The 19281-nt window shown below is 70.6% G+C and carries 15 protein-coding genes; 4 read left to right on the top strand and 11 right to left on the bottom strand.

Features of this window, described 5'->3' with window-relative positions; translation table 11 throughout:
* Positions 1–85 precede the first annotated feature (85 nt).
* The 5 genes from ilvC to ACFSKW_RS31595 all read right to left on the bottom strand — a co-directional run bounded on the left by ilvC (position 86) and on the right by ACFSKW_RS31595 (position 7386).
* Complete coding sequence (gene ilvC, locus ACFSKW_RS31575) at positions 86–1075, bottom strand: ketol-acid reductoisomerase (protein ID WP_379576330.1); 990 nt, start codon at positions 1073–1075, stop codon at positions 86–88.
* Positions 1076–1097: 22 nt separating this feature from the next.
* Complete coding sequence (gene ilvN / locus ACFSKW_RS31580; protein WP_354909714.1) at positions 1098–1622, bottom strand: acetolactate synthase small subunit; 525 nt, start codon at positions 1620–1622, stop codon at positions 1098–1100.
* Positions 1615–3354, bottom strand: coding sequence for an acetolactate synthase large subunit (locus tag ACFSKW_RS31585; RefSeq protein WP_379576121.1), 1740 nt, complete (start codon positions 3352–3354; stop codon positions 1615–1617). The genes ilvN and ACFSKW_RS31585 overlap by 8 nt, the downstream gene beginning before the upstream one ends.
* 206 nt (positions 3355–3560) lie before the next feature.
* Positions 3561–6206 carry a putative bifunctional diguanylate cyclase/phosphodiesterase gene (locus tag ACFSKW_RS31590; RefSeq protein ID WP_379576331.1) on the bottom strand — a complete coding sequence of 882 codons (2646 nt, stop codon included), beginning with the start codon at positions 6204–6206 and terminating at the stop codon, positions 3561–3563.
* A 271-nt stretch (positions 6207–6477) separates the two neighbouring features.
* Complete coding sequence (locus ACFSKW_RS31595; RefSeq protein ID WP_379576122.1) at positions 6478–7386, bottom strand: 2-hydroxyacid dehydrogenase; 909 nt, start codon at positions 7384–7386, stop codon at positions 6478–6480.
* A gap of 38 nt (positions 7387–7424) precedes the next feature.
* On the opposite strand from ACFSKW_RS31595, the gene ACFSKW_RS31600 reads away from it, so the two are divergent.
* Positions 7425–8489, top strand: coding sequence for a PQQ-dependent sugar dehydrogenase (locus tag ACFSKW_RS31600; RefSeq protein WP_379576123.1), 1065 nt, complete (start codon positions 7425–7427; stop codon positions 8487–8489).
* 27 nt (positions 8490–8516) lie between these two features.
* Here ACFSKW_RS31600 and ACFSKW_RS31605 read toward each other — a convergent pair whose 3' ends face one another.
* The 3 genes from ACFSKW_RS31605 to ACFSKW_RS31615 form a co-directional block, all read right to left on the bottom strand.
* Positions 8517–10517, bottom strand: a complete 2001-nt coding sequence (locus tag ACFSKW_RS31605) for a VanW family protein (protein ID WP_379576124.1) — start codon at positions 10515–10517, stop codon at positions 8517–8519.
* 75 nt (positions 10518–10592) lie between these two features.
* Positions 10593–11246 (bottom strand): response regulator, encoded by a 654-nt coding sequence (locus ACFSKW_RS31610; protein ID WP_379576125.1) that lies wholly within the window; start codon positions 11244–11246, stop codon positions 10593–10595.
* A complete protein-coding gene (locus tag ACFSKW_RS31615) occupies positions 11243–12775 on the bottom strand; it encodes an ATP-binding protein (RefSeq protein ID WP_379576126.1) in 1533 nt (510 codons plus the stop codon). Before ACFSKW_RS31615 ends, ACFSKW_RS31610 begins: the two co-directional genes overlap by 4 nt.
* A 146-nt stretch (positions 12776–12921) precedes the next feature.
* On the opposite strand from ACFSKW_RS31615, the gene ACFSKW_RS31620 reads away from it, so the two are divergent.
* The 3 genes from ACFSKW_RS31620 to ACFSKW_RS31630 all read left to right on the top strand — a co-directional run bounded on the left by ACFSKW_RS31620 (position 12922) and on the right by ACFSKW_RS31630 (position 16070).
* On the top strand, positions 12922–13890 hold the full coding sequence (locus tag ACFSKW_RS31620; protein ID WP_379576127.1) for a Bug family tripartite tricarboxylate transporter substrate binding protein: 969 nt from the start codon (positions 12922–12924) through the stop codon (positions 13888–13890).
* 191 nt (positions 13891–14081) lie between these two features.
* Positions 14082–14543: a tripartite tricarboxylate transporter TctB family protein gene (locus ACFSKW_RS31625; protein WP_379576128.1), complete on the top strand. Its 462-nt coding sequence runs from the start codon at positions 14082–14084 to the stop codon at positions 14541–14543.
* A complete protein-coding gene (locus ACFSKW_RS31630; protein WP_379576129.1) occupies positions 14544–16070 on the top strand; it encodes a tripartite tricarboxylate transporter permease in 1527 nt (508 codons plus the stop codon).
* A gap of 149 nt (positions 16071–16219) precedes the next feature.
* On the opposite strand, the gene ACFSKW_RS31635 is transcribed toward ACFSKW_RS31630, so the two are convergent.
* From ACFSKW_RS31635 to ACFSKW_RS31645, 3 genes are read right to left on the bottom strand one after another with little or no spacing between them, the layout of a single operon-like run.
* Positions 16220–17827 carry a heparinase II/III domain-containing protein gene (locus ACFSKW_RS31635; RefSeq protein ID WP_379576130.1) on the bottom strand — a complete coding sequence of 536 codons (1608 nt, stop codon included), beginning with the start codon at positions 17825–17827 and terminating at the stop codon, positions 16220–16222.
* Positions 17824–18594, bottom strand: coding sequence for a hypothetical protein (locus ACFSKW_RS31640; protein WP_379576131.1), 771 nt, complete (start codon positions 18592–18594; stop codon positions 17824–17826). Before ACFSKW_RS31640 ends, ACFSKW_RS31635 begins: the two co-directional genes overlap by 4 nt.
* The gene (locus ACFSKW_RS31645; protein WP_379576132.1) at positions 18587–19147 is read right to left on the bottom strand and encodes an RNA polymerase sigma factor; all 561 of its coding nucleotides are present in this window, start codon (positions 19145–19147) and stop codon (positions 18587–18589) included. The genes ACFSKW_RS31640 and ACFSKW_RS31645 overlap by 8 nt, the downstream gene beginning before the upstream one ends.
* Between the last annotated feature and the right edge of the window lie 134 nt (positions 19148–19281).

The following is a 19281-nucleotide window of genomic DNA, read 5'->3' on the forward strand; positions in this document are numbered from 1 at the left end:
TACCGATGACCGGGCAGTGGGCCGCACCTGGTCGGCGCCACGCGCCGGTGGCCGGGCGCCCCGAGAAGGGACGCCCGGACGCGGATCAGCCCTCGGCCTTGAGCCAGCTCATCATCGGCCGCAGCTTGGCGCCGGTCTTCTCGATCGGGTGCTCGGCCAGCTCCTCGCGGTAGCGCGTGAACTCCTTCTGCCCGCCCTCGAACTCCTCGACCAGCTGGCGCGCGAAGGTGCCGTCCTGAACCTCGGCCAGGATGCGCTTCATCTCCTTCTTGGTCTCCTCGGTGACCACGCGCGGGCCGCGCGTGTAGCCGCCGTACTCGGCGGTGTCGGACACCGACCAGTACATCTTGGAGATGCCGCCCTCGTACATGAGGTCCACGATCAGCTTCATCTCGTGGAGGCACTCGAAGTAGGCGACCTCGGGCTGGTACCCGGCCTCGATCAGCGTCTCGAAGCCCGCCTTGATCAGCTCGGACACGCCACCGCAGAGGACGGCCTGCTCGCCGAACAGGTCGGTCTCGGTCTCCTCGGTGAAGGTCGTCTTGAGGGCGCCCGCGCGGGTGCCGCCGATGCCCTTGGCGTAGGACAGGGCCAGGTCGAAGGCCTTGCCGGAGGCGTCCTTCTCGACCGCGACGAGGCACGGCACGCCGCGTCCCGCCTGGTACTGGCGGCGGACGAGGTGGCCGGGGCCCTTGGGGGCGACCATGGCGACGTCGACGCCCTCGGGCGCCTCGATGAGGCCGTAGCGGATGTTGAGGCCGTGGCCGAAGAAGAGCGCGTCGCCCTCCTGCAGGTTCGGCTTGATGTCGTTCTCGTAGATGCCGCGCTGAAGGTGGTCGGGCGCGAGGATCATGATGAGGTCGGCCTCGGCGGCCGCCTCGGCGGGGGTGACCACGCGCAGGCCCTCGGCCGCGGCCAGGTCCCTGCTCTTGGAGGTCTCGGGCAGGCCCACGCGGACGTCCACACCGGAGTCACGCAGGGAGAGGGCGTGGGCGTGGCCCTGGCTGCCGTATCCGATGACGGCCACGACCCGCCCCTGGATGATCGACAGGTCGGCCTGGTCGTCATAGAAGATCTCGGTCACGTGCATATACCTTTCAGGCGGTACGGTCCAGTGCCCTGAGGGACCGGTCGGTGATGGAACGGGCGCCGCGGCCGATGGCCACCATGCCCGACTGGACAAGTTCCTTGATGCCGAACGGCTCCAGCACCTTGATGAAGGCCTCGAGCTTGTCCGGGGTGCCGGTGACCTCGATGGTCACCGCGTCGGACGCGACGTCGACGCAGCGGGCCCTGAACAGCTGGACCAGTTCGAGGACGTGCGACCTGGTCTCGGCGTCCGCCTTCACCTTGATCAGCATGAGCTCGCGCTGCACCGACTGGGAGCTGTCGAGCTCGACGATCTTGAGGATGTTCACGAGCTTGTTGAGCTGCTTGGTGACCTGCTCCAGCGGGAGCTCCTCGACGCTGACCACGATCGTCATGCGCGAGATGTCGGAGTGCTCGGTCGGCCCGACCGCCAGCGAGTCGATGTTGAAGCCGCGCCTGCTGAACAGGGAGGACACGCGGGCCAGGACGCCCGGCTTGTTCTCCACGAGCACGGACAGAGTGTGCCTACTCATCTTCGCTCTCCCACGTCGGCGCCATGTCCCGCGCGATCTTGATGTCGTCGTTGCTCGTGCCGGCGGCGACCATCGGCCACACCATGGCGTCCTGGTGGACCACGAAGTCGACGACCACAGGGCGGTCGTTGATCTCCATGGCCTCCTTGATGACGGAGTCGACGTCTTCGGGTCGCTCGCAACGCAGGCCCACACAACCATAGGCCTCGGCCAGCTTGACGAAGTCGGGGATCCGGAGTTTCGCCTGCAGGTCGGTGTTGGAGTAGCGCTGGTCGTAGAACAGCGTCTGCCACTGCCTGACCATGCCGAGGTTACCGTTGTTGATGATCGCGATCTTGACGGGCACGCCCTCGATCGCGCAGGTCGCCAGCTCCTGGTTGGTCATCTGGAAGCAGCCGTCGCCGTCGATCGCCCACACGGTCGCGCCAGGCCTGCCCATCTTGGCGCCCATCGCGGCGGGGACGGCGAAGCCCATCGTGCCGAGGCCGCCCGAGTTGATGAACCTGCCCGGGTTCTCGTAGTCGATGAACTGCGCGGCCCACATCTGGTGCTGTCCGACGCCGGCGACGAAGTAGGTCTCCGGGCCCGAGATCGCGCTCAGCCGCTCCATGACGTACTGCGGAGCCAGCGAGCCGTCGGCGAACTCCTCGTAGCCGAGCGGGTAGGTCTCCTTGTAGCCGTTGAGCGTCTTCCACCACTCGGTGTAGTCGCCCTTGCGTCCCTCGGCCTCGACGGCGCCGATCATCTCGGTGATGACCTCGCGGCAGTCGCCGACGATCGGCACGTCCGCGTGGCGGTTCTTGGAGATCTCCGCGGGGTCGATGTCGGCGTGGACGACCTTGGCGTGGGGCGCGAAGGTGGACAGCTGTCCCGTGACGCGGTCGTCGAACCGCACGCCCAAGCCGATGATCAGGTCGGACTGCTGGAGCGCGCCGACCGCCGAGACGCTGCCGTGCATGCCGGGCATGCCCATGTGCTGCGGGTGGCTGTCGGGGAAGGTGCCGCGCGCCATCAGCGTGGTGACGACGGGAATGCCGGTCAGCTCGGCCAGGCGCAGCAGCTCGGCCGACGCGCGCGCCTTGTGGACGCCGCCGCCGACGTAGAGGACGGGCCGCTTGGACTCGGCGATGAGCTTGGCCGCCTCGCGGATCTGCTTGGAGTGCGGCCTGGTGACCGGCCGGTAGCCGGGCAGCTGCATGACGGGCGGCCAGACGAAGGTCGTGTCGGCCTGCAACGCGTCCTTGGCGATGTCGACGAGGACGGGGCCAGGGCGGCCCGTGGAGGCGATGTGGAACGCTTCCATGATCGTGCGCGGGATGTCGGCCGCGTCGGTGACCAGGAAGCTGTGCTTGGTGATCGGCATGGTGATGCCGGAGATGTCCGCCTCCTGGAAGGCGTCCGTGCCGATCATGCTGCTGGCCACCTGGCCGGTGATGGCCACCATGGGCACCGAGTCCATGTAGGCGTCGGCGATGGGCGTCACCAGGTTCGTGGCGCCGGGACCGCTGGTCGCCATGCACACCCCGACCTTGCCCGTGGCCTGGGCGTAGCCCTCGGCCGCGTGGCCGGCGCCCTGCTCGTGCCTTACAAGCACGTGACGGACCTTGGTCGAGTCGTAGAGAGGATCGTAGGCGGGGAGAATCGCGCCGCCAGGGATCCCGAACACGGTGTCGACTCCAACGTGCTCCAGCGCCCTCACGAGGGCTTGTGCACCTGTCATCCGTTCGGTCATCGCTCGTTCCTTGCGTGGCGTTGAGCACTGAGGACATAAAAAATGCCCCGCCCGCACGGAGGTGCGGGGCTGGGGCGGCGCGCAGGTCGAAGTGCTTCGCTAACGGCCTGCGCGCCGGCGAAGTACTACGAGAATCTCACTGCGAAGCATGAGACACACCATAGCCGCTCCTAGGGCGGCTGTGTCAATTTGGTGGAACACGAGTCTCACGATCCGAGACTGGTGAGGTTGGTGCGCATGAGCGAGTCGACGCCGCGCGCCGCCATGGGCCTGGCCACGAGGTAGCCCTGACCGCGGGTGCAGCCCATCTCCCTCAACAGTTCCAGCTGCTCGGGCCGCTCGATGCCCTCGGCCACGACGATCAGCCCGAGGTCGTGGCCGAGCCTGACGATCGTGCGGGTGAGCAGCGTCAGCGTCTCGTCACGGCCGAGACCCGAGACGAACGAGGGGTCGATCTTGATCATGTCGACGGGCAGCTGGCGCAGGAACGCGAGCGAGGCGTAGCCGGTGCCGAAGTCGTCGATGGCCAGCCGCACGCCGAGGGCGCGCAGCTCCGACAACCTGCTGATCGTCTCCTCGGCGTCCTCGACCAGCATCTCCTCGATCACCTCGAGGGTGAGCGCGGAGGCGGGCAGGCCGCTCTCCTGCAGCGCCTCGGAGATGGTCTCGACGAAGCGCGGCGCCGTGATCTGCCTGGCCGACAGGTTGAGCGACAGCCCGATGTCCCACGACGACGCCCGCCACGCGGCCACCTCGCGGCAGGCCTCGCGCAGGATCCACTCGCTCAGCGGCACGATGAGCCCGGTGTCCTCGGCAGGGCCGAGGAACTGCTCAGGCGGCACGAACACCGACCCCCGCCACCACCGCACCAGCGCCTCGACCGCGGTCACCCGCGAGGTGGCAAGGTCGACGACCGGCTGGTACTCGATCGCGAACTGCTCCTCCACCAGCGCCCGGTGCAGGTCGGCGGCCAGCTCGAGCCTGCGCACCACATCGGCGTGCATGTGCGCGGCGAACACCTCGACCCTACGCCCGCCGAGCTCCTTGGCTCGTGCCATCGCCACGTCGGCGTTGCGGATCAGGTCGCCCGCGGGCACGCCGTCCTCGGCGAAGGCCACGCCCACGCTCGCGGTCAGCGCGACGTCGCGGTCGGCCACCCTGAACGGGTCCTGCGAGACCGCCCTGACGAGCCGCTCGGCCACGTCGACCGCGACCTGCGCGGCCTCGGGGCCCGTCTCCACCAGCACGGCGAACTCGTCGCCGCCCCAGCGCGCCAGGGTGTCGTCGGGCCGTACGGCGCCGCGAAGGCGACGCGCGGCCTGCCCGAGGAGGTAGTCGCCGCTGGCGTGGCCCACCGAGTCGTTGACCGAGGTGAACCCGTCGAGGTCGAGGAAGATCACCGCGGTGCGCCCCGCCTGTCTGCCCTCCAGGACCTCCCGCGTGCGCTCCTCGAAGTAGGAGCGGTTGGGCAGGCCCGTGACGCCGTCGTGGAAGGTCAGGTGGGCGACCTGGTTGCGCAGCGCCTCCTCGTCGCTCACGTCGCGGGTGGTGACCAGCAGCAGTTCCTCGCCGTGCACGTGGCGGGTGGCCACGGACTCGGTGGGCCGCCACGTGCCGTCGGCCGCCCGCACCCTGCAGGCGATCAGGCAGGCGCCGGGCGCCACCGGGTCCTCGTCCAGGCCCATCTGGCGCAGCGCCAGCTGGATGCCCGGCACGTCCTCGGGGTGGATGTAGTCGAAGATCGACCCGCCGACCAGGTCCTCGGGGCGGTAGCCGTAGGTCACCTCGACGCCCGCGCCCATCTCGCGGACGACGCCTTCGTAGTCGCACAGCAGGACCACGTCGCCGGTGCTCTCGGCCAGCTCGCGCAGCTGGCGGTCGCCGAGCGCGACCAGGTGGCGCATGCGGGCGGTGGTGGTGATCAGCACGAACACGCGGACGACGAGGATCACCACCACGGAGGCGGCGACCAGGGCGACGCCCGTGACGGGCGGGCCTTTCAGGTTGAGCAGCATCGCGCCGGCGGCGATCACGACCAGGCACAGCGGCACGGCCGCGATCAGGGTGGCGGCGACCTGGCCGGTGGGCGCCTTCGACTCCTCGCCGCCCGCGTCGATGATCCTCGACGACCTGCCGCTCCAGGGCAGTGCCGCCAGCAGCAGGAAGGCGACTGGCGCGAGCAGGAGGCTCCACCTGGGCGGGTCGACACCGCCGAGCCTGGCGACCGCGCCGGAGAGCTCGCCGATCGTCGCGGTGGCGAGGACGGCCAGGCCCGCGAGGCCGAGCGGCCACAGCGGCGACCGCGCGGTGACGACCACGGGCCCCACGGCGCAGGTCACCAGCAGGCTGACCAGCGCGGGCAACAGCGTGATCATGAACGTCGAGGAGACGCCCACCTCGACGTAGAGCGGCTTGAGCGCGATCACCCAGCTGATCAGGAAGAGGGCGGCCGCGCACAGATAGGCGTCGGTCACCTGTCTCAGCACGACACGGGCGTGCATGGGCCGTCCCGCGGCCAGCACGCACCCCCCGGCGAACAGCACGGTGGCGACGAGGACGAGCAGGTCGGAGAAGTTGACCGCCAGGATGGAGCCCGCCGCGACGGGGCGCAGCGCCACACCGAAGAGCCAGACCACCGAGGCCGAGCCGAGCCAGCGCGCGGCGGGCCGGTGCTGGGGCGCCATCCGCACGGAGGCGACCAGCAGCGAGACGGCCGCCAGCAGCGCGGCCAGCCCTCCGGCGACCGCGGCGGTCGCCAGGGCCGGTGCGCCCGCGAGAAGGGCGGCGGCCAACCCCACCACACCCGTCGCGGCCGCGCCGGCGAGCGGCGCCCGTGGATCACGCCAGCGGATCAATGTCGTTGCCCATCCCGTGTCAAGTCAGCTCACGTGACTGCCGGAGTTCGGCAGTCGCACATCGCCAGTGTGTGCTCTTCCGGGTGCGCGGGGGACGACAACCGGGGAGTCGTCACCGATCTGATAACCATGAGGACCACTTTGCTCCGAAGATCGCCTTGACAACGGGTCATGGATAGCTGTCGTGGAATCGTCGATGTCGCCCACCGTACGCACCGAAGGTCACGGGGCAGACACGTTCGGGAATCCCTTTGTCAGTACGACACCGTCAGTACGACTCGGTGATGACGTTCTTCAGCGGCTCGCCCGCGAGGTATCGCAGCAGCTGGGAGCGGATCAGGCGCAGCACGCGGCGTGTCGAGGCGGGCGTGCTGCCCGCCACGTGCGGTGTGATGAACACCCCTGGCGCGTTCCAGAGCGGGTGCCCGCCGGGCAGCGGCTCGGGGTCGGTGACGTCGAGGGCGGCCCGCAGCCGCCCGGAGACGAGCTCGGCGACCAGGGCGTCGGTGTCGACCACCGCGCCTCTTGCGGCGTTGACGAGCAGCGCCCCGTCCTTCATGCGCGCGAGGAAGCCGGCGTCGACCATGCCGGCCGTGTGGGCGGTCGCGGGCACGAGCAGCACCACGACGTCGGCGTCGGGAAGGAGCGTGTCCAGTTCCTCCATGGGGTGGACGCCCTCGCGGGCCGTCCTGGCCACCCTCACCACCTCGACCTCGAACCCGTCGAGCCTGCGTTCGAGCGCCGCGCCGATGGATCCGTACCCGACGATCAGCACACGGGCGTCGGCCAGCACGTCGGTGTAGTGGTAGGCCCACTCGCCCCTGCGCTGCGCGTCCACGAAGGCGGGGAAGTCCCTCAGCACCGCGATCATCGCGCCGACCGCCCACTCGGCGGTGCCCGCGTCGTGCACGCCGCGCGCGTTGCACAGCGTGACCCCTTGGGGCAGGTGCGGCCGGTAGGGCTCCACGCCCGCCGTCACGGTCTGCACCAGCCGCAGCCTTTTCATCCGCGCCATGAGTTCGGGCGTGTCCTGCACGGGGATCAGCGGCGGGATCCACACCTCGGCCTCCTCGGCCCCCTTGGGGGCCGGGCCGCGGCCGTCGAAGACGACGCACTCCACATCGGGCAGGTCGGCGAGCACTTCAGCGGCGGCCTCGGACGGCACCCAGATCTTCATACGCGGAACTTTATGGGGAAGAGGCGAGTATGGGGCACATGAGGTCCATCTTTACGATCATGATCGCCGCGACACTGGCCGCGGGGTGCGCCGCGGCGCCGGCGGAGGTCGGGAGCGGTGTGCGCCCGGCCGGTACGGCGAAGCCGTCGGCGACGCCCGGCGAGCCCAGGACGGTCGCGGAGGGGCTGCGGGTGCCGTGGTCGATCGCGTTCCTGGACGGCGGCGACGCGCTGGTCACCGAGCGGGACCGCGCCAGGCTGCTGCGCGTGACGTCCACGGGCCTGGTCACCTCGCTGGGCAGGATCGCGGGGGCCGAGCCCGACGGGGAGGGCGGGCTCATGGGCGTGGCGGTGAAGGGCGAGCAGGTCTTCCTGTACTACACCGCGGCGGCGGACAACAGGGTCGTCCGCTACCGCCTCGCCGATGACCGGCTCTCGGACGCCAAGGTGATCGTGAAGGGCATCCCGAAGGGCGGCATCCACGACGGAGGACGGCTCGCGTTCGGACCCGACGGCTTCCTGTACGCGACCACGGGCGAGACCGGCGACAGGCCGCTGGCCCAGGACCGCGACTCGCTCGGCGGCAAGATCCTGCGGATGACCGTGGACGGCACGCCTGCACCGGGCAACCCGTTCGGCACCCTGGTCTACAGCTACGGGCACCGCAACGTGCAGGGCCTGGCGTGGGACCCGGCAGGGCGGCTGTACGCCTCGGAGTTCGGCTCCAGTTCCTACGACGAGGTCAACCTGATCAAGCCGGGCGGCAACTACGGCTGGCCCGAGGTGGAGGGCGTCGGCTCCGACCCCGACTTCATCGATCCGATCGTCACCTGGAGCACCTCGGAGGCCTCCCCTTCGGGCATGGCCTACGCGAAGGGCTCGCTGTGGGTCGGCGCGCTGCAGGGCAGGCGGCTGTGGCAGGTGCCGCTGGGCGCGGACGGCTCGGCCGGCAAGCCCGTGGCCCGCTTCGACGGCACGTACGGCAGGCTGCGGGCCGTCACCGCGGCGCCCGACGGCAGCCTGTGGGTGGGCACGAGCAATCACGACGGCAGGGGCGACCCCCGCGACGGCGACGACAGGATCCTGTCGGTGCCGCTGAGCTGAGGCCGCAGGTGAGCACGGCCCCGGCCGCTACTCCAGGTCGTCGGTCGGCGGCTTCACGCAGGTGACCTGTGGGCCCATGCGGTAGGTGGTGGTCTTCCTCTCCCGCTTGACCTCGACCCCGTCCTTGGTGATCACTCGCGTCACGTCGATCGTGAACCCGTCGTGCGCCTCCTGCGGCTTGCAGCCGGGGCTGTCGTCCTCCTTCCGCGTGAAGGCGACGTGGTTCCGCTTCGGCGAGGTGACCGACTCGACCTTGTCGTACCGCTTGGTGCTCCAGAGCGTGACCGTGATCGAGGTGCCCGTGTAGGAGGTCTTCACCAGCACGCCGTACGGGGAGTCGTTCTTCCACTTCAGGTCCACGGTCGGCCAGAAGACCGTCGCCTCCCGCCCTGGCGGGTACCTGGAGATCCAGTACATGTGCGCCATGTGCTCGACGTCCTCGAACCCGCCGAAGTAGGCCGCGTTGTACATCGTGGTGGCGAACTGTGAGACGCCGCCGCCGACGCCGTCCTCCATCTTGCCCGCGACGATCTGTCCCGCGGGCACGTAGCCCTTGGCCGTGGTCCGCTCGCCGACGATGCCGTTGATGGAGAACGTCTCCCCCGGCTTGACGATGTAGCCGTCGAGGGTCCTGGCCATCAGCTGGATGTTGGTCACGCGCGCCGCGCAGCAGGGGTGCTGGGTGGCGAAGGAGCCGACCTTCTCCTTGATGCCCATCCCGCGCAGTTCGCTGTCGGTCATGCGTGGCGCGACGACCGCCAGATCCACCGGGATGGTACGGCTGCCGCCCGTCTTGAGCGCCTCGGCCACGTCGACGGCCAGTTTCTTGTCGTCGACGCCCTTGCCCTTGCGCGCGGAGACGAGCTTGAGCCTGCCGTCGACGACGTCGTAGGTGGCATCGCGTGGCGCCTGGGCGGCGTCGATCAGCTGACCCTCGATCCCGGCGATCGCCTGACGCGCGTCGAAGCGGGGTTCGAGCCCGCCTTCGCCGTCGGAGACGAAGGTGAGGTTGGCGGCGATGGCGGCGACGGGGATCTGCGCCTGCTTGCCGTCCCTGGTCAGGGTGATCGGCCCGGACAGCGCGCTGGTCGCGGTGGCGGCGGCGGCCTTGACCGCGGCGGGCTTGGTCGTGGGCTCGTCGATCTTGACGGGCAGGGTCACGGTCCCGTGCGAGCCGAGGAAGGCCTCACTGATCAGCTTGGCCGCGGCCGCCTGGTCCAGGACGCGCCCCTCGCGCGGGGCGACGGTGACGGGTTGGAGTCCCTTGAAGGCGACCCTGCCCTCGCGCGCCTTCTGGTCGTATTTCGCGGCCAGCCCTTCGACCGTCCTGGCGAGCTGGGCGGACTCGATGGTGACCTTCGGCTCGATCGTCGTGGTGCCGGTCAGCGCCCGCCACACCTCGATGGGGCTGGGGAAGCCGCTCGGCGCCTGCTCGATCGTGCCGACGACGTTGAGCTCGACGCCTGCCTCGTCGGACTCGACGGTCTCCTTGCGGCCGTTCACCTCGACCTGGAGGGGCCGCTCGATCTTCGGCGCCAGCTCGTCACGGAGCCTGTCGGCGGCCTCGGTCACGGTCAACCCGCCGATGTCGACGCCGTCCACCCTGGTGCCGGGCAGCACCGAGTCCGACATGATCACCGCAGGCACCACGTACGCCAGGACGAGCAGCACCGCGATCACGACGGCGATCGCGGGCAGCAGGCGTCCGCGCCTGGGCGGAGCGGGCGGCGGCGGGGGCTCGGCGAAGGAGCGGCGTTCCTGCAGGCCGAACACGGGCGGCGGCGGAGGCGCGGGCTCGTAGTCCTGCTGGCCCTCGGCCATCGGCCACGGCTGCGGCGGCGGGGCGACGGGAGGCAGGGCGGTGGGCCCGACGGGCCGTTGGTCCTGCCGGCCTGTGGGGCCGTAGATGTCGGGCGAGACGCCGGGAGGCAGCCCACCGACGCGCGGCTTCCTGCCTTTCCCCGGTTTGGGGGTGGGCACCGAGGCGAACGGGTCGGTCGGTGGGTCCATCGGTCGGGCGTTCGCCACGCCTCAAGCTCCTCCCAATCCGCTGCCTTTCCTCAGGAAACACTAAGGCACAGGTGATGCGATATGTACCTTGAATCAGGACATCCAGCGGTAGCGATGCTCCGGGCGGCCTGTCGTGCCGTACCTGGGGCGCAGCTCCGCCTTGCCCGCCGCGCAAAGGTATTCCAGGTAGCGGCGCGCGCTGACCCGCGACAACCCGGTCAGCGTGGCGGCCTCGCTGGCCGAAAGATCGCCCCCGGCCTCGCGCAGCGCGTCGGCGACGAGTGCACAGGTCGCCGAGGACAGGCCCTTGGGCAGGGGCGCCCTCGTGACGCCGAACAGACGGTCGATGTCGTCCTGCCTGACCTCGGGGCCGATGGAGGTGAGCTGCTTGCGTGTGTCGGCGTAGCTGGAGAGCCGCTCGGCCAGCGCGGCCGAGGTGAAGGGCTTGATCAGATAGCTGACCGCGCCGCCGCGCATCGCCGCTCTGACCGTCGGCAGGTCGCGGGCCGCGCTGATCATGAGAACGTCGACGCCACGCAGCCTGTTCAGCACTTCCAGACCAGACATGTCGGGCAGGTAGATGTCCAGCAGAACCAGGTCGGGATGATGCTCGGCCACCGCGTCCAGCGCCGCGGCACCGGTGTGGGCGGTGCCGACGACCTCGAAGCCCTGCAGCTTCGCCACGTAACCGCTGTGGATGCGGGCCACCATGAAGTCGTCGTCGACGACGAGCACCCTCACGGTCATGGCAGCAACGCCGTGAACACGGCGCCTCCCGAGTTGTGGACGCGCACCCAGCCACCCCTGCGCATGCACGCCTGCCGCGTCAGTGCGAGGCCGAGCCCGCGGGGGCCGGAGTGCGCCGCCTTGGTCGTGAACCCTTCCCTGAAGACCTCTTCCACCAGGTCAGGGGTGATGCCGGGGCCCGAGTCGCCGACCCGCACCCGTAGCCCCTCCCCCGTGGCCACGACGGCGACCTCGATCGTCCCCGGCGCGCCGTCGAGCGCGTCGAGCGCGTTGGCCACCAGGTTGCCGACGACGAGCACGGCGTCCTGAGGATCGTCGATCGCGCCCTTCGGCACGCGGGTGTCGTCGGCCAGCACGAGCGTGGCGCCGCGTTCGGCCGCCTCCGCCGACTTGGCCAGCAGCAGCGCGGCCAGCGTGGGGTCGGCGACGCGCTCGCGGATGCCCGTCGCGTAGGTACTGCGCGTGGTCCTGGTGATGAAGCTGATCGCCGCGTCGTGCTCGCCCAGCTCCAGCAGGCCCACGACGGTGTGCATGCGGTTGGCGAACTCGTGGGCCTGGGCCCGCAGCGCCTCCGTCGTGGAGCTGGCCGAGTCGAGCTCCTGGGCCAGCCGTACGAGCTCGGTCCTGTCGCGCAGGGTGATCACCCAGCCGCGCTGCTGGCCGCGCACGGACACGGGAGTGCGGTTGAGGACCAGCACCCGCTCGCCGTGCAGCACGATCTTGTCCTCGCCCGGGTCCGCGCCACCGAGCACGTCGCGCATGCGCTCGGAGACCGGCATGTCGGTGAGGTCGCCGCCCACCTCGCCGAGCAGCTCGCGGGCGGCGTCGTTGACCAGCGTCACCCTGCCCTTCATGTCGAGCGCGAGCACGCCTTCCTTCACCCCGTGCAGCACACCCTCGCGCTGCTCCAGGAGCTTGGCGATCTCGGCGGGTTCGAGGCCGAAGATCTGCCTGCGGACCCTGCGGGCGATGAGCGCCGCCAGTGCCGAGCCCGCCACCAGGACGGCGAGCCCCGTCCACAGCAGCGGCGCCAGCACCGAGGCGACCTGCGCGTCCACCTTCTCCACGAGCACCCCGACCGAGGCGAGCCCGATGATCGTGCCGTACTCGTCGAAGATCGGGGCCTTGCCGCGCACCGTGGTGCCGATCGTCCCCGTCTCCACGCCGACCCACTTCTCGCCCGTCTTCAGGACGGTCGAGCCGTCCGTGGACAGCCGCTTGCCGATGAGCGCGGTGTTCGGGTGGGCGTAGCGTCTCTGCTCCCTATTGGCGATCACGACGTAGTCGGCGCCGGTCTCCAGCTGGACGCCGGCCGCGATCGGCTGCAGGAGCGTGGAGGGATCCTGCGCGGCGAAGGCCTCGCGCACCTGCGGCATCCCCGCCACCGCTTCGGCGATCGCCAGCGCCCGCTGCTGGTACTGCGAGTCGAGCTGCCGCCGGGTGTGCTGAGCCCATACGACAGCCGTGCCGCTGACGGCGAGCACGACGATCACCATCTGCAGCACGAAGAGTTGCGTGCCGAGTCTCACAGGGCCATGGAAGCACCAGCAGGTCACGCACGGGTCGCGACCAATATGACCTTTACGACGGCAACCGCGTAAAGGGTCGACGAGAGGGGATGTCCGTTTCACCATCCAGTATTCGAGATTGTGACACCCCCCGTTTTGGAGTGATCATGCGACTCCGCATACTCGCCACCATCGCCGCCCTCTCCGTCGCGGCCCTCACCGGCTGCGGCCAGCAGGGCGGGGGCGGCGGCACCGGCACACTGCGCATCATGGCGCCCGCCGCCGTCGGCGGCGGCTGGGACCAGACCTCCCGTACGGCCGAGCAGGCGATCAAGTCCGTCGACCCCCAGCGCAAGACCGAGGTCTTCAACGTGCCCGGCGCGGGAGGCACGATCGGCCTGGCCCAGCTCGCGGGCGAGAAGGGCGACGGCAACCTGCTCATGACCATGGGCCTGGTCATGGTCGGCGCGATCGAGCAGAACAAGTCCAAGGTCACGCTGGCCGAGACCACGCCGATCGCCAAGCTGACCGAGGAGTACGAGATCGTCGTCGTGCCCGCTGACTCGCCGCTGAAGACGCTGGCCGACCTGGTGGCCGCGTGGAAGGCCGACCCCGCGAAGGTGTCCGTCGCGGGCGGCTCGGCGGGCGGCACCGACCACATCCTGGCGGGCCTGATGGCCAAGGCGGGCGGAGTCGACCCCAAGCAGGTCAACTACATCGCCCACTCGGGCGGCGGCGAGGCGCTCAACGCGCTGCTCGGCGGCAAGGTCACGATCGGTGTGTCCGGCGTCGGCGAGTTCGCCGAGCACGTGAAGTCCGGCAAGCTGCGCGCGCTGGCCGTCTCCGCGCCCAGCCGCATCGACTCCGTCGACGCGCCCACGCTGAAGGAGGGCGGCCTCGACGTCGAGCTGGCCAACTGGCGAGGGTTCGTCGCGCCCGCGGGACTGAGCGACGCCGACAAGAAGGCGCTCACCGACCTGGTGACCAAGATGCACGACTCGCAGGCGTGGAAGGACGCGGTGGCCAAGAACGGCTGGATCGACGCCTTCCAGACCGGGCAGCAGTTCGCCGACTACCTGAACGCCGAGCAGACCCGCGTCAAGGCCGTCATCGCCGAGATGGGGCTCGTCTCCTGATGTCCTCCCCGCACGAGCAGGACGGCGCCACCCCCCGTGGCGCCGTCCCCGCGCACCCGGATCCCGGTACGGCAGGCCGTACCGGGGTCCCGAGCCCCCCGCCCGCCGGCGGCGGCGCCTCTGCCGGGCCGCCCCCAGCCGGTGACCGGGGAGAGGACCACGGCAAGAGGCACGGATGGTGGCGCCCGGAGATGGGGTTGTCCCTCGTCGTCCTCGTCCTCGGCGTGTTCGTCATCGTCGGCACCCTCGATGTCACCGCCGCCAGCTCCGCCCTCGGTCTGGGCCCCAGGTTCTTCCCCATCCTCGTCGGCGGCGCCCTGATCGTCATCGGCGCCTTCTACACCCTCGACGTCCTGCGCGGCGGCCGGGGCGATCCCGAGGAGAGCGAGGACATCGACGCCGACGCCCCCGCCGACTGGAAGAGCGTCGGACTGGTCAGCGGCATCTTCCTGGCCTTCACCGCCGTCCTCACCACCCTCGGCTGGGTCATCTCCGCTTCGCTGCTGTTCTTCGGCCTCTCCGTCGCCCTGGGTGCCGAGAGCAAGGTCAAGACCGCGATCATCGCCGTCGTCCTCGGCGTCGTCTCCTATCTGGCCTTCGTCAGGGGCCTGGGCGTCACCCTCCCTGACGGCCTGCTCCAGGGGGTGATGTGAGTGGATTCGCTCCAGCTTCTCCTGGAGGGCTTCGCCACCGCCCTCACCCCGGTCAACCTGCTGTACGCGCTCGTCGGCGTCACCCTCGGCACGCTCGTCGGTGTCCTGCCCGGCATCGGCCCCGCCATGACGGTCGCGCTCCTGCTGCCGATCACCTTCACCGTGCCCCCGGCCAGCGCGTTCATCATGTTCGCCGGCATCTACTACGGCGGCATGTACGGCGGGTCCACCACGTCCATCCTGCTCAACACGCCAGGCGAGTCGTCCTCCATGATCACCGCGCTGGAGGGCAACAAGATGGCCAGGCGGGGCAGGGCCGCGCAGGCGCTGGCCACTGCCGCCATCGGCTCGTTCGTGGCGGGCACGATCGCCACGGCCCTGCTCGTCGTCGCCGCTCCCGCGGTGGTCGACTTCGCGATCTCCTTCGGCCCCGAGGACTACTTCGCCCTCGCCGTGCTGGCCTTCACCGCGGTCTCCTCGGTGCTGTCGCGCTCGATGGTGCGCGGCCTGGCCTCGCTCGGTCTCGGGCTGGTCATCGGACTGGTCGGCATCGACGAGCAGACTGGGCAGGCCCGCCTCACCCTCGGCATCCCGCAGTTGCTCGACGGCATCGACGTGGTGATCGTCGCCGTCGGCCTGTTCGCGCTGGGCGAGGCGCTGTACGTCGCCTCCAGGCTGCGGCACGCCAGCCCCGAGGTGGTTCCCGTGGGCCGCGCGTGGATGGGCCGCTCGGACTGGGGCCGCTCCTGGAAGCCGTGGCTGCGCGGCACCGCGCTCGGCTTCCCGTTCGGCGCGCTGCCGGGCGGCGGCGCGGAGATCCCGACGTTCCTGTCCTACGCCGCGGAGAAGAAGCTGGCCCGCGGCGTGGCCAAGGAGGAGTACGGCAAGGGCGCGATCGAGGGCGTCGCAGGACCCGAGGCGGCCAACAACGCCTCGGCGGCGGGCACGCTCGTCCCGCTGCTCACGCTCGGCCTGCCCACGTCGGCGACGGCGGCGATCCTGCTGGCCGCCTTCCAGCAGTACGGCCTGCAGCCTGGCCCGCAACTGTTCGACCACAACCCGGCCCTGGTGTGGGGCATGATCGCCTCGCTGTTCATCGGCAACGCGATGCTGCTGGTGCTGAACCTGCCGCTGGCCCCCCTGTGGGCCCGCGTGCTGCGCATCCCGCGCCCCTACCTCTACTCGGGCATCGTGCTGTTCGCGGCCCTGGGCGTCTACGCGCTGAACTCGTCGGCCGTCGACCTCGTGGTGCTGTTCGTGCTCGGCCTTCTCGGCTACGCCATGCGCCGCTTCGGGCTGCCGGTCGCCCCCGCGGTGATCGGCATGATCCTCGGTCCGATGGCGGAGAAGCAGCTGCGCAGGGCGCTGGCCATCAGCGCGGGCGACGTGACCGCGCTGGTCAGAAGCCCGATCGCGGCCGTCCTGCTGGGTCTGGCCGCGCTGGCCCTCCTGACGCCCCTGTTCAGGCGGCTGTGGGCGCGGCGCCATCCCGGCGCGGTCATCACACCTGGGTCTCAGATGGAGTGAGCCGCGGGCTTCCTGGGCATCACCCAGGTGGTTCTTGGGACATGAGCGTCGAGGCCCCGCCGGCCCGTCCACCCGGCGGGGCCCCCGTCATGTCATGGGCGCCCGGCCTGCCTCCGTCACGTCATGCGCGTCCGGCCTCGTCCGCCTCGTCATGGACGGCCGGTTCGCGCGCCGCTGCGCTGCTGGGAGGCGGTCAGGGCCGCGGGAAAGGTGACGGGGCCCTCCTCCGTGCGCACGGTCACGGTCGTGCCGTCGCACGTCACCCGTGCCCTGCCCGGAACGGCGACGGTCAGCAGCGACCGGGCAGCGGGCGAGGTGATCGTGACCGAGGGAACGCGCTTGAGGTAGCCCGGCGAGATCTCGCCCTTGCCCTCCCGCTGTCCGCCGACCTCCTCGCACGCGGGCATCTCCAGCTGCACCAGCGTCGGCCTGCGGCCCGGAGCGAGGTGCCACAGGTTGCGCAGCGTGTTCCCTTCGGGCACCTCGTCCAGGACCGCGAGCACGTCGCGCCCGTGGTTGACCAATACCTTCCTGGTACGGCTCACGCCGTACGCGTCGTCGGTGAACTCGAAGCTCTGCCTGGTACGGGTGATGGACGAACCCACCAGGCGCGTCGCCGTACCCGGGCGGAACGGCCTGCCCTCGACCACGGGCACGTTGTGGGCCTCGGGGGTGACGGTCCATCTCGGGTAGTCGCCCTTCTCGTAGGAGTGGAAGCCCGCCTCGACCAGGACGTCGTGTCCCTCGGCCTGGTAGGTGACGCTCATGTGGTCCTCGTGACCGTGGTAGCGGCGCGGAGGGCCGAACCTGATCGAGTAGAACGCCGAGTCGCGCGACCAGCCGGTCCTGCCGAAGACGTAGCCGCCGTCGAAGACGCCGACGGTGTCACCCGGGCGCCGGAAGCCGGTGGGCCGCATGTCGGCGGGGCCGTCCCCGATGGCGGTGAGCCTGCCGTCTGGCTGGATGGCGTGCGCGACGTAGGACTCCAGGGCCGCTCGCCTGGCGGCCAGCGCGGACGGCACGCCGACGCCGCACTCCCTGATGCTGTTGAAGGCGACGCCGAGGCGCTGGTGGACGTAGACGCCGTAGCGAGGAGCCTGCTCTTGGAGCGTTCCCTGCCCGTCGATGGCGCGCTCGGCCGACTCGGTCATCCTGCGCAGGGCCAGGTCGCGCCACTCGGGGACGCCGAGCCTGCAGCCGATGCCCAGCAGCGCGATGTCCTGGTCGAGGCCGTGGTTGTGGCCGCCCTTGTACAGCGCGGCGTCGGCCAGGACCTCGGCGTGCTCGACGAGCGAGTCGGACAGCCAGTCGGCCTTCACGTAGGTGCTCAGGCAGACCAGCGCGGGCGCGCGCAACGCGACGGCGTGCTCGGCCCACGCCCACGCGCTGACGTCCGCGCCGCCGCGTGGGTTGTCCTTCACCCAGTCGTGGGCCGTGCGCTCGGCCCGCCGCAGGGGCGCGGCGTCGCCCTTGCTCTCGTAGGCGACGACGAGGCGGCCGATCCAGCGCAGCGAATGCAGGTTGAGGGCCCACGAGCGGTTGCGGTACGGATCCATCCGCCAGTCGAGGTCGGTGCCGAGTTCCACGGCCGGGAGACCGACGAACGAGATCGGGCCCTTCATGACGTCGGCGGCGGCGAACTGGCTCCTGTCGCACATCGGCCTGCCCCTGGCGTCGGCCAGGCTCGGGTCACCCGGCCTGACCAGGCAGGCGGCCGTGAGCAGCGTGAGCAGCACCAAGACGATCGGACGCTTCACTGCTTCTCGTCAGTCCATTCCGCTTCGAGCACGATCTCTGTCGCGACGCCCGTGATGGCCTTGACCACCTGGCTGTCGCGCGGGTCGATGACCAGCTCGCGCTTCACGCCGCGCACGTCGTAGGCGAAGGTCGACCTGCCCAGGTAGCGCACGTCGGGCAGCTCGGCCAGCGCCCGGTAGGCGGCGGCCCGCACGTCAGGCGGGGCGGGCTTGCTCCACAGCAGGCCGCTGAGCGCGTCGGCGACCACGCCTCCGCGCTCCCGCTCGGGCACGTCGCGAAGGATGCCGTTCACGTGGGCGCGCAGCGCGACGGGGTCGCCGGGGAGAGCCTCGATCTCGGCGATCGTCATGGGGTGCCCGTCCATCGTGAAGGGCTCCTTGGTGGGGGCGCTGACGGTGGTCGTGCCGCTGCGCGTCGTCGTCCACGCGCGCCCGTCCCTCGCCACCCACAGCTCCCTGACCTCGGAGTCGTTGATCAGGCGCTTGACGTGCCAGTAGGCCCCCTTCGTCGGCGGGAGGACCTCCGCCACGCCTGCCGCCGCGCGCAGGACGCTCACCTTGTCCTCGGCCGGGTGGGCGGTCATCAGCCTGGGCACGGCGAAGGCCACCGCGGCGACGGCCGCGACCGCGAGGCTCGCCAGCATGGGCGTCCAGCGCGGCCGCCGCCTGCCGCCGCCGGCCTCGATCCTGGCCCTGACCCTGTTCCTGACGCCGGGGCCCTCCTCGGGCTCGCCATAGAGCTCCCGGATCTTCCGCAGGTCATCCACGGTCGCCCTCCATCGGGTTGGTGCCGCCAAGGGCCTTGCGGAGCTTCTTCCTCGCGCGGTTCAACCGGGAGCCGACCGTGCCGTACGGGATGCCGAGCGCGGTGGCGATCTCCTCGTGAGACAGTCCGGCGAGCGCGACGAGCAGCAGGACGTCGCGGTCGCCCTTGCCGAGCCGGGCGATCGCGCCGGCCAGGCTGGGTCCGAGACTCTGCGCGCTGACCCGCACCGCCACGACGTCGGCGAGGCCGGGCACGTCGCGGTCGGGGGACACGCGTTCCATCGCGCGCAACGCCCTGATCTCCGTGCGCCTGTGCTTGCCGACCAGGTTGGTGGCGATGCCGTACAGCCAGGACCGGACGCTCGCCCTGCCGGGGTCGTAGCGGTCGCGTTTGCGGAAGGCGGTGAGGAAGGTCTCGGCGACCACGTCCTCGGCGTCGTCGGGGCCGAGCCGCTGGGCGACGTACCTGTGGATCTCCCCGAAGTAGGCGTCGAAGATCTCGCTGAACCCCTCGGGTTCGGCGAGATCAGGGTCGCGCACCGCGGCTGCGGTCATGGGTGGCCTTCCGTGGGCGAAGCTGTCGACAGGTATCACCCGATCGACGGATTCACTTTCACGGTCGTCTTTCAGCGGGCCCGCTCCCCCTGGGCGCTCACATGATCGGCGGCCTGGTCATGACGCCGCAAAGC

The organism is Nonomuraea mangrovi (genome assembly GCF_042681425.1).
GTDB lineage: Bacteria > Actinomycetota > Actinomycetes > Streptosporangiales > Streptosporangiaceae > Nonomuraea > Nonomuraea mangrovi.